Below are 13,812 nucleotides of genomic sequence, written 5' to 3' on the forward strand. Positions count from 1 at the left end.
CGGTGTTCCTTTCAGAACGGGTTGAACATGACCGCCATGGTGCCCGGGGGTGACGCGCGATGGGTCTCAGCGCGGTGTCGCTTTTTTTCGTTTTGTATCGGGCTGGGTGACTGAGCGCACCCGGGCCAGGTAATCGATCACATGCTGGCCCAGGCGCTCGGCCACGATGCGCGCCACCCGGGGCAGCGCGCGGTTCGCGCTGATGGCCACGCCGATGGTCTGCGCCTGGGCACTCTTGTCGAGCACCGGCACAAAGCGCACGCTGCCCTCAAGTATCTCGGGACCCATGTCGAGCTCGGAGGTGAGTGCGACATGGGTGCCGCTGCGCACCAGGCTCTTGAGCAACTGCAAGGAGTTCGTGACCAGCGGAGGCCGCGCCTCCTCGATCAGCCAGTGGTGTCGCCGGTCCAGGTAGCGGCGAATGGCCAGCGCCCGGCTTTGTGCGGCCAGCGGCCAGGCCGCCACTTCCTTGAAGCTCACATGGGGAAGACGGGCCAGCGGGTGCGTCGGCGTCATGGCGCACCCAAGCGGCAGATCGGCCACACACACCATGTGCAGCTCCCGCCCGGCCTTGAGATTGAAGGCCACCACCAGATCGACATCGCCCTCGCTGAGATGCCGGACCGCATCGTCGGTGTTCACGATCTCCACGTCCAGCACCACGCCGGGGTACTCGCGGTTGACGATGTGCACGAACTCGGGCAGCAAGCCGTTGGCGTGGCTGTCCATGGCCGCGATGCGCAGGTGGCCCTGGCTCACGCCCTGGAGCTGCTTGATGTCGGAGAGCGTTCGGCCGAGGTCGGCCTTCCAGCGCTGCGACAAGGCCAGCAGCAGCTCGCCCGCTGCCGTGGGCCGCATGCCACGGGCCACGCGCTCGAACAAAGGCACGCCCAGATCCTGCTCCAGCAGCAGGATCTGCCGATCGATGGCAGATGCCGAGATAGAAACCTCGCGCGCGGCCGCCTGCACCGAACCCAGGTGGGCCACGGCCGTCAGGTACCGCAAGGCCTTGGGATGAAGCGGGTTGTTGGACAGGTTGGTCATGCGAATTATTAGAACGCAATCCACATCAATATGCGATGGACAGCAACAGAAGCAGGCGCGAGACTGCACCTCATCATGAAGCCGGGTTTTCCCACTCCCATCCCGTTTGCGCAGCTGCAGTCCCTGGACCGCCCTGACTTTGCCGCGCTGCTTTCCACCGTGGTCGAACATTCGCCCTGGGTGGCCGAGCAGACCTGGCAGCGGCGCCCATTTGCCTCCTGGACCGCCCTCTTCCTGGCGCTGGAGCAAACGCTGCGCGAGGCCGAGCCCGCGCAGCAGCTCGCCTTGCTGCAAGCGCATCCCGAACTCGCCGGTCGGGAAGCTCAGGCCGGCAGCATGACGAGCGACTCGCAGAGCGAACAGGGTCGCCTGGGTCTTCTGAGTCTGCAGCCCCACGAGCTTGAGCGTCTCGCGGCCCTCAACCAGCGCTACCGGCTGCGTTTCGGCATCCCGTTCATTGCGGCGCTGCGCCTTCACGAATCGCTCGCTTCGGTTTTCGCAACCTTCGAAGTTCGGCTCGGGAACGACCCCAGCACCGAGCGGGCGATCGCCCTTCGCCAGGTGGGCCAGGTCATGCACGGTCGGCTGGAAAAGACGGTCTTGCCCGAGTCCCCCGGATCTCCTCACCATCCCCTTGTTTCCACTGCCTAAGAGGTATGCCATGACAGCCACCCGCCGCTCCCTTCTCGCCACCAGTCTTCTGATGGCCTTTGCTGTCTCACCGGTGCAGGCTCAGGCCTGGCCGCAGAAGCCGATCAAGATCATCGTGACCTTCAACCCGGGAGGCTCTTCGGACATCGTGGCGCGCCTGCTCCAGCCCGGTCTGCAGGAGAAGCTGGGCCAGCCGGTGGTGGTGGAAAACAAGCCGGGTGCGGGCAGCACCATCGGCGCCGACGCCGTGGCCAAGGCGCCCGCCGATGGCTACACCTTGCTGCTGTCGAACACCGCCCCCATCAGCATCTCGCCATTCATGATGGACAAGGCCCCCTACGATCCGGTCAAGAGCTTTTCGCATGTGGCCCACATCGGCTCGGTCCCCAATGTGTTCGTGGTGCACCCGTCGGTACCCGCCAAGACCATGCCCGAGCTGATCAAGTGGATCGGCGCTCAAAGTACACCGGTGAACTACGGATCGGGCGGCGTGGGCTCCATCGGCCACATCGTCGGCGAGATGTTCAAGCAGCAGCATCAGCTCAAGATGGAGCATGTGCCGTACAAGGGTTCTGCACCCATGCACGCCGATCTGCTCGGTGGTCGACTGCAATTCGCGGTGGACACGCTGACCCAGAACGTGCCCTACATCCAGGACGGCAAGCTGGTGGGCCTGGCGGTCACTGCGCGCACCCGGGCCGCCATGGCGCCCGCGCTGCCCACGGTGGTTGAGGCGGGCTTCCCCAAACTTGTCGCCGACAACTTCCTCGGTCTCTCCGCGCCCGCGGGCACACCGGCTGACGTGGTGGAGAAGCTGAACAAGGCCGTCACCGAGGTGGTGGCGCAACCCACGGTCGCCAAACGCCTGGCCGAGCTGGGGGTCACTCCCGAACCCATGAGCGCCGCCGAATTCACCAAGTTCGTGACCGATCAGGTGTCGGTCTGGGCGCCGGCGGTCAAGGCGTCTGGCGCGCGGATGAACTGAAGGCCGGCTACATGTCTGGCGGCATCTCGATTCATTGTGTGGACGTGGCCAGCGGCCGCGTCGCCACCGGCCTGCGGGTCGCCCTGCACCGGCTGGACCCTGGCGGTGAACCCATGGCCGAACCTCTGGCGGAAGGCAACGTGGGCAGCAGCGGCCAGCTGCAACACGCCGGCCTGAGCAGCGACGCGATCGGTGCAGGAGGCTATGAGGCGGTGTTCTGGGTCGGTGACTACTACCGTGCCCAGGGCGCCCAGGTCCCGAACCCGGCATTCCTGGAGCGGGTGGTCTACCGCTTCCACATCGCCGACCCGGTGCAGCACTACCACCTGCCGTTCAAGTTCACGGCCTGGGGCTATTCGCTGTTTCGCGGCGGCGCCTGAACCGCGCGTGGTCGGCCTGAGCCAGCTCGAGGCCGCTCAGAACTCCTCGGTGTCCACCTCGCTGTTGCCCTGATCGTTGTAGCGGCTGCCGACCACGGTGCGCTGGTTGATGAGCGCATCCAGTTGGGCCATGACATCGGCGTCCAGCTTCACCTGGAGCGCACCCAGATCGTCTTGCAGATGGTCAACGGTGCGGGTGCCAGGAATGGGCAGGATGTGTTCGCCACGGTGCAGCAGCCAGGCAATGGCCAACTGCGAAGGCGTGCAGCCCAGCGCTTGCGCGATGGCCAGATAGCCCGGCAGCAGCTTGGCGTTGGAGGCGTAGTTCTCGGGCGAAAAGCGCGGCATGGTGCGACGGATGTCCTTGGCGTGCAGGTCGCCCACATCCATCGGGCCGCACAGAAAACCACGCCCCACCGGGCTGAAGGCCACAAACGTGGTGCCCAGCTCGCGGCAGGTGTCGAGCACCGCGATTTCGGGGTTTCGGGTCCAGAGGGAATACTCGGTTTGCAATGCAGCAATGGGATGTTCGGCATGCGCCCTGCGCAGGGTGCTGGCAGACACCTCTGAAAGCCCGATGGCGCGAATCTTGCCCGCGCGCACCAGATCGGCCAGGCCACCCACGCTCTCCTCGATGGGCACCTTTTTGTCCCAGCGGTGCAGGTAATACAGGTCAATCACATCGGTCTGCAAGCGTTTGAGCGCCGCTTCGCAGGTGGCGCGCAGCGTGTCGGGCCGGCCATCGATCACCCGCACCAGCTTGCCGTCACCATTCACGTCCACACCCTGCATGCCGCATTTGCTGGCCAGCGTGAATTGCGAGCGGTGTTTCGAGAGGTACTTGCCCACCAGCGTCTCGCTGGCGCCAAAGCCATACAGCGCGGCCGTATCGAAATGGTTCACGCCGGCGTCCAGCGCGGCATGCAGCAGTTTGGCGGCTTGGGCTTCAGACACCGGCTCACCGTAGGCGTGGCAGATATTCATGCAGCCCAGGCCGATGGCGGAGACGGTGAAGGGGCCGAGCTGGCGTTGTTGCATTCGGGAGTCCTCTGGATGCTTGATGGCGCGCAAGACACGCGAAATGGGGCCGGAGCACACCGCCGGCACGCGGCGGGGATCGTGCCCCATTTTGCTTCAGGCGCGCTGGGCGCCTCTGTCGGTCAAGTCTTGAGCTGCTGCTCCAGCTGATGCAAGACCTGGTAGCAGTTGAATACCTGCGCCACGCTGCTGTCGGGCTCGCGGCCTTCGCGGATGGCCGCAAAGAACTCGCGGTCTTGCAGCTCGATGCCGTTCATGCTCACCGCCACCTGGCTCACGTCAATCTTCTCTTCCTTGCCAGTGAACAGGTCGTCGTAGCGGGCAAGGTAGGTGGCGGTGTCGCCGATGTAGCGGAAGTAGGTGCCCAGCGGGCCATCGTTGTTGAAGCTCAGGCTGAGCGTGCAGATGGCGCCATTGGCGGCCTTGAGCTGGATGCTCATGTCCATGGCGATACCGAGAACAGGGTGGATCGGGCCCTGAATGGCGTTGGCCTGAACGATTGGGCTGCCGGCCTGGTAGGCGAACAGGTCGACCGTGTGCGCGGCGTGGTGCCACAGCAGGTGGTCGGTCCAGCTGCGCGGCTGGCCCAGCGCGTTGGTGTTGGTGCGGCGGAAAAAGTAGGTCTGCACATCCATCTGCTGGATGTTGAACTTGCCGGCCTTGATCTGGTTGTGCACGTACTGGTGGCTGGGGTTGAAGCGGCGGGTGTGGCCACACATCGCCACCAGCCCGGTCTGCTTTTGCAGGGCGACCACGTCTTCGGCGCCCTTCAGGCTGTCGGCCAGGGGGATCTCCACCTGCACGTGCTTGCCAGCCTTCAGGCAGGCCAGGGTCTGCTCGGCGTGCATTTGCGTGGGCGTGCACAGAATGACGGCATCGACCTCCTTCATGGCCAGACTGTCAGCCAGATCGGTGGTGACGTGTTTGATGCCGTACTTGTCGGCCACTTCCTGGGTCTTCTCCAGGTCGCGGCTGATCAGCGAGACGACTTCCACGCCGTCGATGTTTTTGATGCCGTCGAGGTGCTTGACGCCGAAGGCGCCAGCGCCGGCAAGCGCGACTTTGATGGTCATGGTGTGTTCCTTACGCGTTCTCAAGAATCAGGTGGCCCACCGCCGTGTTCGACGCGGGCACATGGTAGAAGCGGTGCTTGACGACGGGCGCAGACCCCTGCGCCTTGCCATCGACGATGTCGGACATGGCGCCGCGCGCGATCAGCCACATCACGAGTTCGATGCCTTCGCTGCCGGCTTCGCGCACGTAGTCGATGTGCGGCGTGTTGGCGCAGCCCACCGGGTCGTTGATCATCTGGTCGAGCCAGGCGTTGTCCCACTCACGGTTGATGAGGCCGGCGCGCGCGCCCTGCAGCTGGTGGCTCATGCCGCCCGTGCCCCAGATGTGCACATTCAGGTTGTCGTCGTAGCTCTCCACCGCCTTGCGAATGGCCTGGCCGAGCATGAAGCAGCGCCTGCCCGAAGGCACGGGGTACTGCACCACGTTGACGGCAAACGGAATCACGGGGCACGGCCATGCCTGCGTCTTCGGATCGAGTTCGCCGCACATCAGGGACAGCGGCACGGTCAGGCCGTGGTCCACGTCCATCTTGTTGACGATGGTGAGGTCAAAGTCCTGCTGGATCACGCTTTGCGCGATGTGCGAAGCGAGCTCAGGATGACCGATGACCTGGGGCACCGGGCGCGGCCCCCAGCCCTCGTCGGCTGGCTGGTACTCGGCCGCAGTGCCGATGGCAAAGGTCGGGATCATCTCCAGGCTGAAGGCCGTGGCGTGGTCGTTGTAGACGAGGAAGATCACATCGGGCTTGTTGTCCTTCATCCACTGCTTGGAATACTCGTAGCCCGCGAACACGGGTTTCCAGTAGTCCTCCTGGCTTTTGCCGAGGTCGAGCGCCGCGCCGATGGCGGGCACATGGGAGGTGTAAACCGAGGCGGTGATGCGTGCTGCCATGTCAGTGCTTTCCTTGAGGTTGGTGCTGCGGCTGAGCATCGCCGTCCTCGCCGAGGTAGCGGTTGCCTTCGACGCTGCGGCCACCGCCGACCATCATGTCGCGGTATTCGGCCTCGGTCATGCCGGTCATGGAGCCGGCCATCTGCTGAAAGCTCTTGCCATCGGTGGCGCCGATCTTGGCCAGGAAATAGATGTTGCCGCCGGTGCGCATGCACCAGTTGAGGTCGCGCGCCAGCACCGCCTGCTTCTGCTCCTCGGTCATCGCCCATTCGTCCAGGTAGGCGCGCTCGTCGGTCTTGAACCTCTCGCGGTTCTCGGCCTTCATGAGCGACATGCAGAACTGGTTGAGCCAGTAGCCTTTGCGCGATTGCTCGGCATCAAAAATGATGGTGCCGGGCACGTCCTTATAGGGTTTGTCGAGGGACATGGGGACTCCTTGTGTAAACGGGAATCGCCGCCGGGCCGCCCCAAGGCGATTCGCTCCCCCTCTGGGGGCAGCGACCCGTGCAGCGGCGGAGCGTGGGGGTCAACATTCCTCGGGCCAGTAAAGCTTCATGGGGTTCGTCACCAGCAACTTCTGCTGCAGCTCAGGCGTCGGCGCGATGTGCGGGATGAAGTCCGCCAGCAGGCCGTCATCGGGCATGTGGTCTTTCAGGTTGGGGTGCGGCCAGTCGGTGCCCCAGAGCACGCGGTCGGGGAACTGCTCCACGATGCGGCGCGCAAACGGCACCACGTCGCGATAGGCGCTCTGCTCACCTGCCAACGCTTTCGGGCCGCTGAGCGACAGCCGTTCCGGGCAGCTCACCTTGCTCCACACGTTGGGGTGCTCGCGCATGAACTTTTCGAACAGCGCGAACTGCGGGCCGTTCACCGGCAGCGCCACATCGGGGCGCCCCATGTGATCCACCACCACGGTGGTCGGCAGCGCGGTGAAGAAATCCCACAGCTCGGGCAGGTCGACCGCTTCAAAATAGATGACCACATGCCAGCCCAGGGCGTGGATGCGGTTGGCGATCTCCAGCAGCTCGTCCTTCGGCGTGAAGTCGACCAGGCGCTTGACGAAATTGAAGCGCACACCGCGCACACCGGCTTCGTGCAGCGCCTGCAGCTCAGCGTCGCTCACGCAGCGCTTCACGGTGGCCACGCCGCGGGCCAGGCCTTGCGAGTGCACAAGAGCATCCACCAGCGCACGGTTGTCGGCGCCGTGGCAGGTGGCCTGCACGATCACATTGCGCGCAAAGCCGAGGAGCTCGCGCAGGGCGAACAGCTGCTGCCTGGAGGCGTCGCACGGCGTGTACTTGCGTTCGGGCGCGTAAGGAAACTCGGCGCCCGGGCCAAACACATGGCAATGCGCGTCAACGCTGCCGACGGGCACCCGAAAGCGTGGCCGGCTCGGCCCTTCAAACCAGTCGAGCCAGCCGGGCGTTTTGGTGAAGTGTCCGGAGGTGGGCTTGTCGTTGGCTTGGGTCATGTCTGATGATGAATTCGCACAGGAGGCATGCGGTGGCTCGTTCGAGGGCGCCGTGGAGTCGGATTTTCCGGGCTACCGGCGCAGCTCCCTACCTGGGGGTCGCGCACAGCGGGGCGGGGGATATCCATGGCTAGTCGATGTATTTCAGACCTGCCTTGGCCAGTGGCTCGCGCATCTGGTACATGTCCAGCCCCAGCACGCCGGCTTCGAACTTCGCTCGCTTTTCGCCCTCGAAGCTCTCGCGCTTCTCGGCCGCGTCGGCCACTGCCTGGGCCATCGCGGCGGGCACCACGACCACGCCATCGGTATCGGCCACGATGACATCGCCGGGATTCACCAGGGCGCCTGCACAGACCACGGGGATGTTGACCGAGCCCAGCGTGGCTTTGATCGTGCCCTTGGCGTGGATGGCCTTGCTGAACACGGGAAAGCCCATCTTTTCCAGCTCGTCCACATCGCGCACGCCACCGTCGATGATGAGGCCGCGCGCGCCGCGCGCCTTGAACGAGGTGGCGAGCAGGTCGCCGAAAAAGCCGTCGGTGCTGTCGGTGGTGCAGGCCGCCACCACCACATCACCGGGCTGCAGCTGCTCGGCGGCCACGTGCAGCATCCAGTTGTCACCGGGCTGCAGCAGCACGGTGACGGCAGTGCCGCACATGCGAGCGCCTTTGTAGACGGGTCGCAGGTAGGGCTTCATGAGGCCAACGCGGCCCAGCGCTTCGTGCACGGTGGCCACACCGAAGCGGGCAAGTTTTTCAACCGCCGCCGCGTCGGCGCGCACGATGCGGCGGTGGACGATGCCGAGTGTGGTCATGTTCAGCGTCCCTGGGCTTGAAGGCGCGCATCGAGGCGCGGAAAAACACGGCGCACATTGGCCTCGAAGATCTGTCGCTTGTCGTCCGCGCTCAGAATTTTCGACGCTTCGATGTAGCGGCGGGTGTCGTCGTAGTGGTGACCGGTCTCTGGATCGATGCCACGCACGGCGCCGATCATCTCGCTGGCGAACAGCACGTTTTTCACCGGGATCACGGTGTTGAGCAGGTCGATGCCGGGCTGGTGGTACACGCAGGTGTCGAAGAACACGTTGTTCATCAGGTGTTCGCTGAGCAGCGGCTTTTTCATCTCCTGCGCCAGACCGCGGAAGCGACCCCAGTGGTAGGGCACGGCGCCGCCGCCGTGAGGGATCAGGAACTTCAGCGTGGGGAAGTCCTTGAACAGGTCGCCCTGGATGAGCTGCATGAAGGCGGTGGTGTCGGCGTTGAGGTAGTGCGCGCCGGTTGTGTGGAAGCAGGGGTTGCAGCTGGTGCTCACGTGGATCATGGCCGGCAGATCGTGTTCGACCATCTTCTCGAAGATCGGGTACCAGTGGCGGTCGGTCAGGGGCGGGCTGGTCCAGTGACCGCCCGATGGATCGGGGTTGAGGTTGATGCCCACCGCGCCGTACTCGCGCACGCACTTTTCCAGCTCGGGGATGCAGGTGGCCGGGTCCACGCCCGGGCTTTGCGGGAGCATGGCCACCGGCACAAAGTGGTCGGGAAACAGCTCACTCACGCGAAAGCAGAGCTCGTTGCAGATCGCCGCCCAGGTGCTGGAGACCTGGAAGTCGCCGATGTGGTGGGCCATGAAGCTCGCGCGTGGGCTGAACAGCGTGATGTCGCTGCCGCGCTCCTGCATCAGGCGCAGCTGGTTGCTCTGAATGGATTCGCGCAGCTCCTCGTCGCTGATATGGAGGTCCGACACCTGGGGCATCCGGGCGGGATCCTGGATGCCGGCGATCTGCTGGTTGCGCCAGGTCTCCAGCGCTTTGGGCGCGGTGGTGTAGTGGCCGTGGCAGTCGATGACGAGGGGTTGGGTCTGGGTCATGGGGACTGAGGTGGGGTTGGCGTCGGCACAGGGCACCGGCGGCGCGGAGGCTCGGTGTTCTGACATTCTGGCCCGCTCGGCGCTGGGTCACCAGACCGCGGGTTCGCTAGCAGCTAGAACGGAAAAGGATACCTATGATGACGTCATGCCGAACAACTGGTAGCAGCACATGGATCTCAAACAACTCGAATACTTCGTGCGGGTGGCCGAGCTGGGCAGTTTCACCCGGGCCGCGCAGGCGCTGGACGTGGCCCAGCCGGCGCTGTCGCGCCAGGTGCGCCTGCTGGAAGTCGAGCTGCGGCAAAACCTGCTGGTGCGCAACGGGCGCGGCGCCAATCCCACCGAAGCGGGCAACTTGCTGCTGGCACACGCGCGCGGCATCCTGCACCAGGTGGAGCGGGCGCGAGAGGAGCTGGGCCGAGTGCGCGGAGCGCTGGCCGGGCGCGTGGCCATCGGCCTGCCGCCGAGCCTCTCGCGCGTGCTGGCCGTGCCGCTGATGCGGGCGTTCCGCCAAAAACTGCCCCAGGCCAGTGTGTCGATCTGCGAAGGCCTGTCGGTCAACATGCAGGAATGGCTGGCCACGGGGCGGCTGGACATCGCCGTGCTCTACAACGCCCAGCCAGCCGCCGAGCTGGATGTGTCACCGTTGCTGGAAGAAGATCTGGTGCTGGTGCAGGCGCGGCCGGCTGGCTTGCCTCAGGACCCGCCGCCTGGCACAGTCTCGCTGAGCGAGATCGCACCACTGCCGCTCGTGATCCCCAGCCGACCGAACGCGATCCGCATGCAGGTCGAGGCTGCCCTCGCCCACATCGGCCTGCGGCCCACTGTGGCGCTGGAGATCGACGGCGTGGCGGCCATCCTCGACCTGGTGGCCGATGGCGCGGGCGCCGCCCTGCTCTCACGCAACGCGGTCAGCAGCTCGATCCGTCCTTCTGCGTTCCAGGTACGCGCCATTGTTGACCCTCCCTTGCGCACGCGCCTGAGTCTGGCGGTCAGTGCCCAGCGACCCGCGACCCTGACCCAGCAGGCGACGCTGGACCTGCTGCGGCGCACCGCGCTTGCCGTGCTCAAGCCTGACGCAACCGGCGAGGATCATTCGGCCCTGGAGCGCGCCGCCAGCAGAAGGTCGGCATAAGTCACCCAGTCGGATGACGCCGGTAAATCGGAGAACGCACCACTCTGCGCCTGATCCGCCATCCAGTCGTGTTTGCGGGCAATGGCTTCGGACATGAAGGGTTCGAAGCCGGCTTCGCGCACCGTGTTCGCTGCTTCGCGCATCTCCTCGGCGCGGCGCCGTCCATGCTGCGCCACGCGGCTGAAAAAATAGCTGCCCTGGCGGGACCAGTCGATGCCGGGAAAGGTTTCCTGCAAGGTGGCGATCATCGCGGCTTCCACCCCGTAGTGGCGTGCAGTGGCATAGCTCTCGATCACCAGCGCCTCCAGGCCCTTGATCATGACGCTGCGACACATCTTGGTGGCCGAGGCCACGCCCACGCGCTCACTCGCCACCTGCGCCTTCATCCCCCAGCCGAGCAGCGTGGGCAGCAGCGCCGCGGCATGCGGACCACCCAGCAACATCGGCACGGCGATGCCGTGCGGCGGCACCGAGGTCATCACGCCCGCTTCCACATAACGCCCACCTGCCGCATCGATGCAGGCCGCTGCCGCCTGCTTGGTGCCGGGAGACGCGGAGTTGAGATCGAGAAAAAAAGCACCAGGCGCGATGTGGTCCACCACTGCCTCAGCCACCGCCAGCGTGCTCGACGAGGTCACCGCCGAAATGACCACCTCGGCACCGGCGCAGAGCTCGGCCACACCCGCGCAAGCCTGCACACCCTGGCCAGCGGCATGGGCCAGTGCAGACGCGCGCGCAGCGGGGTCGGCAAACACCAGATCCCAGGCGGCCACCTGCGAAACCTGTGGCCGCAAGGCGGCGCAGAAGATGCGCCCCACCTCGCCATAGCCCACCATCCCGATGCGCTTCATGCCGACCTCCTGCCTCATTGTTTCGGAATGCCAGCGCGCTCGATCACTGTGCTCCAGCGCCGGATGTCGCTGGCCAGCAGCTCAGCCGTCTGCTCCGGTGTGCTGGCACGCGGATCGATGTTGAGTTCCAGCAGCTTCTTGCGCAGCTCAGGCGCAGCCAGCACCCCTTCGATCGCCTTGTTCAGCCGCATCACCACTTCGCGCGGCGTCTTGGCGGGCACGGCCAGCGCGTTCCACGAAGAAGCGACCAGGGCAGGCACGCCGCCCTCGATCGCCGTCGGCACCTCGGGCAGCACCACGGAGCGCCGCTCGCCGGTCACCGCCAGGGCGCGCAAGGCGCCGGCGCGGATCTGCGGCAGGGCTGGCCCCAGGATCTCTACCCCCACCTCCACCTGCCGTCCGCGCAGCGCACCGATCAGTGCCGGTGTGCCGTTGAACGGCACCACCTGCGCCTGGATGCCGGCCGCGCTCTTGAACAGCTCGGCCGTCAGGTGCTGCGTGCTGCCGATGTTGATGCTGCCCAGGTTGAGCTGGCCCGGGTTGGCGCGCGCGTACGCCACCACATCGCCCAGCGTCTTGAAGGTCGATTCGCTGCTGGTAACCACCGCGATGTCAAAGTAGCCCAGCGTGGACACCGGAATGAAATCGCGCACCATGTCGAACGGCAAGCGATTGAACAGGCTGGCCGTCACGGCCGAGCCGTTGGACATGAGGAACAGGGTGTGGCCATCGGGTGCAGCTCGGGCTACCGCCTCGGCCGCCACCACGCCACCAGCACCTGGTCGGTTCTCCACCGTCACCGGCTGGCCCAGCGGCTCGGCCAGTGCCTGCGCCACCGCCCGCGCGGTGAGATCGCCCACACCGCCGGGACCAAACGGCACCACGATCCGCAGCGGCTGGGTCGGGTAGGTCTGCGCCCAGACCGAGGTGGCCAGACCCAACGTCAGGAGTGTGGCTGTGGCCAGCGCCAGCAGCGCGCGACGGTGGGTGGTGGTGGAGGCGTGAAGAGACAGCATGGAACGCTCCGATGGGCAAACGCCGTGAACAGACCCGATGGACTCAGAGGCGCAGCACAAACAGTGTGATCGACGGGAAGGCCAGCAGCACGCCGGTTCGGATGAAGTCGCTCGCCACAAACGGCAGGATGGCGCGGTAGGTCTGGGTAATCGGTGTGTCTCTCGCCAGGGAGTTGATCACGAAGAGGTTCATGCCCACCGGCGGTGTGATCAGGCCGACCTCCACCACGATCAGCACCAGGATGCCGAACCAGATCGCAAACTCTTCGGGCGGCAGGCCGAAGTCCAGGGCGGTGACGATGGGGAAAAAGACCGGGATCGTCAGCAGGATCATGGACAGCGAGTCCATGAAGCAGCCCAGGATGACATAGAGCACCAGGATGAAGACCAGCACCAGCATCGGGCTCACACCCCAGCCGCCCACCGCATTGGCCGCCTCCTGCGGCAACTGCGACAGCGCGAGGAAGGTGTTGTAGACCCCGGCGCCCAGCACGATCATGAAGATCATGCCGGTGGCCACGGCCGTACCCAGCACGGCCGCCAGCAGCGTCTTGCGGTTGAGGCCGCCGCTGAACCAGGCCGACAAGCCAGTGCCAAACGCACCGATGGCCGCACCCTCGGTGGGCGTGAACAGACCGCTGTAGATGCCGCCGACCACGGCCACAAAGATCACCATCACGGGCCACACCTTGATGGTGGCGGCGATGCGGTCCTTCATGGGCATGGGCGGCAAGCTGCCCACGTCTTGCGGCCGGAGGCGAGCATAGATCGCGATCACGATCATGTAGCCCAGCGCCGCCAGCAGACCGGGCACAAACGCGGCCAGGAACAGCTTGGCGATGTTCTGCTCGGTCAGGATGGCATAGATCACCAGCACCACCGAAGGCGGAATCAGGATGCCCAGCGTGCCGCCTGCGGCCAGACAGGCGGTGGAAATACCACCGGCATAACCGGCTCGCTTGAGCTCGGGCAAGGCGACCTGGCCCATCGTGGCCGCGGTGGCCAGCGAGGAGCCGCAAATGGCGCCAAAGCCAGCGCAGGCACCCACCGCCGCCATCGCCACGCCGCCCTTGCGGTGGCCGATCCAGGCCTCGGCCGCCTTGAACAGCGCCTGAGACAGGCCACCCAGCGCGGCAAACTGCCCCATGAGCAGAAAGAGCGGGATCACCGAGAGCGAGTAGCTGGAAAACGTGCTGAACGTCATCTGCTTGAGCTGGTTCAGGATCGGCATGTAGGAGCCGTAAACCATCCAGGCGCCGCCCAGACCGCACACCAGCATGGACAGGCCGATGGGGATGCGGATGAAGATCATCAGCAGCAGCAGCGGAAAGGACCAGAGGGCGAGTTCGACGTTGCTCATGATGGTGTGCAGGACAGGGTTTCGCCCGTGCAAAAAGAGGACCCGCAGCGCAG

At 65.5% G+C, this 13,812-nt stretch carries 15 protein-coding genes; 4 read left to right on the plus strand and 11 right to left on the minus strand.

Features of this window, described 5'->3' with window-relative positions:
* Positions 1-66: 66 nt before the first annotated feature.
* Positions 67-1,044, minus strand: coding sequence for a LysR family transcriptional regulator (locus QUV25_RS08975; protein ID WP_300863283.1), 978 nt, complete (start codon positions 1,042-1,044; stop codon positions 67-69).
* Positions 1,045-1,119: 75 nt separating this feature from the next.
* On the opposite strand from QUV25_RS08975, the gene uraD reads away from it, so the two are divergent.
* Genes uraD through QUV25_RS08990 form a run of 3 tightly spaced genes read left to right on the plus strand, consistent with a single transcriptional unit; the run spans position 1,120 to position 3,060 of the window.
* Positions 1,120-1,695, plus strand: a complete 576-nt coding sequence (uraD, locus tag QUV25_RS08980; RefSeq protein ID WP_300863284.1) for a 2-oxo-4-hydroxy-4-carboxy-5-ureidoimidazoline decarboxylase — start codon at positions 1,120-1,122, stop codon at positions 1,693-1,695.
* Between the two features lie 10 nt (positions 1,696-1,705).
* Positions 1,706-2,680, plus strand: coding sequence for a tripartite tricarboxylate transporter substrate binding protein (locus QUV25_RS08985; protein WP_300863285.1), 975 nt, complete (start codon positions 1,706-1,708; stop codon positions 2,678-2,680).
* Positions 2,681-2,691: 11 nt separating this feature from the next.
* Positions 2,692-3,060 carry a hydroxyisourate hydrolase gene (locus QUV25_RS08990; RefSeq protein ID WP_300863286.1) on the plus strand — a complete coding sequence of 123 codons (369 nt, stop codon included), beginning with the start codon at positions 2,692-2,694 and terminating at the stop codon, positions 3,058-3,060.
* Positions 3,061-3,096: 36 nt separating this feature from the next.
* Here the strand turns inward: QUV25_RS08990 and QUV25_RS08995 are convergent, their stop codons facing one another.
* The 7 genes from QUV25_RS08995 to QUV25_RS09025 form a co-directional block, all read right to left on the minus strand.
* Complete coding sequence (locus QUV25_RS08995) at positions 3,097-4,098, minus strand: aldo/keto reductase (RefSeq protein WP_300863288.1); 1,002 nt, start codon at positions 4,096-4,098, stop codon at positions 3,097-3,099.
* Between the two features lie 122 nt (positions 4,099-4,220).
* The gene (locus QUV25_RS09000; RefSeq protein ID WP_300863289.1) at positions 4,221-5,171 is read right to left on the minus strand and encodes a Gfo/Idh/MocA family oxidoreductase; all 951 of its coding nucleotides are present in this window, start codon (positions 5,169-5,171) and stop codon (positions 4,221-4,223) included.
* A 10-nt stretch (positions 5,172-5,181) separates the two neighbouring features.
* A complete protein-coding gene (locus tag QUV25_RS09005) occupies positions 5,182-6,063 on the minus strand; it encodes a class III extradiol dioxygenase subunit beta (RefSeq protein ID WP_300863290.1) in 882 nt (293 codons plus the stop codon).
* A 1-nt stretch (position 6,064) separates the two neighbouring features.
* On the minus strand, positions 6,065-6,490 hold the full coding sequence (ligA, locus tag QUV25_RS09010) for a protocatechuate 4,5-dioxygenase subunit alpha (RefSeq protein WP_300863291.1): 426 nt from the start codon (positions 6,488-6,490) through the stop codon (positions 6,065-6,067).
* A 99-nt stretch (positions 6,491-6,589) separates the two neighbouring features.
* Entirely contained in the window at positions 6,590-7,534 is a 945-nt protein-coding gene (locus QUV25_RS09015) for an amidohydrolase family protein (protein ID WP_300863292.1), read from the minus strand.
* A 130-nt stretch (positions 7,535-7,664) separates the two neighbouring features.
* The gene (ligK, locus tag QUV25_RS09020; RefSeq protein WP_300863293.1) at positions 7,665-8,348 is read right to left on the minus strand and encodes a 4-carboxy-4-hydroxy-2-oxoadipate aldolase/oxaloacetate decarboxylase; all 684 of its coding nucleotides are present in this window, start codon (positions 8,346-8,348) and stop codon (positions 7,665-7,667) included.
* A gap of 2 nt (positions 8,349-8,350) precedes the next feature.
* Positions 8,351-9,397 (minus strand): amidohydrolase family protein, encoded by a 1,047-nt coding sequence (locus tag QUV25_RS09025; protein ID WP_300863294.1) that lies wholly within the window; start codon positions 9,395-9,397, stop codon positions 8,351-8,353.
* Between the two features lie 169 nt (positions 9,398-9,566).
* Here QUV25_RS09025 and QUV25_RS09030 point away from each other — a divergent pair, with 169 nt between their 5' ends.
* Positions 9,567-10,532 carry a LysR substrate-binding domain-containing protein gene (locus QUV25_RS09030; RefSeq protein ID WP_300863295.1) on the plus strand — a complete coding sequence of 322 codons (966 nt, stop codon included), beginning with the start codon at positions 9,567-9,569 and terminating at the stop codon, positions 10,530-10,532.
* Here the strand turns inward: QUV25_RS09030 and QUV25_RS09035 are convergent.
* The 3 genes from QUV25_RS09035 to QUV25_RS09045 are packed head-to-tail and all read right to left on the minus strand — an operon-like array spanning position 10,490 to position 13,759.
* Entirely contained in the window at positions 10,490-11,383 is an 894-nt protein-coding gene (locus tag QUV25_RS09035) for an NAD(P)-dependent oxidoreductase (protein ID WP_300863297.1), read from the minus strand. The genes QUV25_RS09030 and QUV25_RS09035 overlap by 43 nt on opposite strands.
* A gap of 14 nt (positions 11,384-11,397) precedes the next feature.
* A complete protein-coding gene (locus QUV25_RS09040) occupies positions 11,398-12,399 on the minus strand; it encodes a tripartite tricarboxylate transporter substrate-binding protein (RefSeq protein WP_300863298.1) in 1,002 nt (333 codons plus the stop codon).
* Positions 12,400-12,442: 43 nt separating this feature from the next.
* A complete protein-coding gene (locus QUV25_RS09045; RefSeq protein WP_300863299.1) occupies positions 12,443-13,759 on the minus strand; it encodes a TRAP transporter large permease in 1,317 nt (438 codons plus the stop codon).
* Between the last annotated feature and the right edge of the window lie 53 nt (positions 13,760-13,812).

This window comes from Hydrogenophaga sp., assembly GCF_030373245.1.
In the GTDB taxonomy this organism is placed as follows: domain Bacteria; phylum Pseudomonadota; class Gammaproteobacteria; order Burkholderiales; family Burkholderiaceae_C; genus Hydrogenophaga.

Coding starts and splice junctions, on each gene's coding strand:
- ligK (WP_300863293.1), bottom strand. CDS start 8,348: ATGACCACACTCGGCATCGTCCACCGCCGCATCGTGCGCGCCGACGCG.
- QUV25_RS09025 (WP_300863294.1), bottom strand. CDS start 9,397: ATGACCCAGACCCAACCCCTCGTCATCGACTGCCACGGCCACTACACC.
- uraD (WP_300863284.1), top strand. CDS start 1,120: ATGAAGCCGGGTTTTCCCACTCCCATCCCGTTTGCGCAGCTGCAGTCC.
- ligA (WP_300863291.1), bottom strand. CDS start 6,490: ATGTCCCTCGACAAACCCTATAAGGACGTGCCCGGCACCATCATTTTT.
- QUV25_RS08990 (WP_300863286.1), top strand. CDS start 2,692: ATGTCTGGCGGCATCTCGATTCATTGTGTGGACGTGGCCAGCGGCCGC.
- QUV25_RS08995 (WP_300863288.1), bottom strand. CDS start 4,098: ATGCAACAACGCCAGCTCGGCCCCTTCACCGTCTCCGCCATCGGCCTG.
- QUV25_RS08975 (WP_300863283.1), bottom strand. CDS start 1,044: ATGACCAACCTGTCCAACAACCCGCTTCATCCCAAGGCCTTGCGGTAC.
- QUV25_RS09005 (WP_300863290.1), bottom strand. CDS start 6,063: ATGGCAGCACGCATCACCGCCTCGGTTTACACCTCCCATGTGCCCGCC.
- QUV25_RS09000 (WP_300863289.1), bottom strand. CDS start 5,171: ATGACCATCAAAGTCGCGCTTGCCGGCGCTGGCGCCTTCGGCGTCAAG.
- QUV25_RS09015 (WP_300863292.1), bottom strand. CDS start 7,534: ATGACCCAAGCCAACGACAAGCCCACCTCCGGACACTTCACCAAAACG.
- QUV25_RS09040 (WP_300863298.1), bottom strand. CDS start 12,399: ATGCTGTCTCTTCACGCCTCCACCACCACCCACCGTCGCGCGCTGCTG.
- QUV25_RS09045 (WP_300863299.1), bottom strand. CDS start 13,759: ATGAGCAACGTCGAACTCGCCCTCTGGTCCTTTCCGCTGCTGCTGCTG.
- QUV25_RS09035 (WP_300863297.1), bottom strand. CDS start 11,383: ATGAAGCGCATCGGGATGGTGGGCTATGGCGAGGTGGGGCGCATCTTC.
- QUV25_RS08985 (WP_300863285.1), top strand. CDS start 1,706: ATGACAGCCACCCGCCGCTCCCTTCTCGCCACCAGTCTTCTGATGGCC.
- QUV25_RS09030 (WP_300863295.1), top strand. CDS start 9,567: ATGGATCTCAAACAACTCGAATACTTCGTGCGGGTGGCCGAGCTGGGC.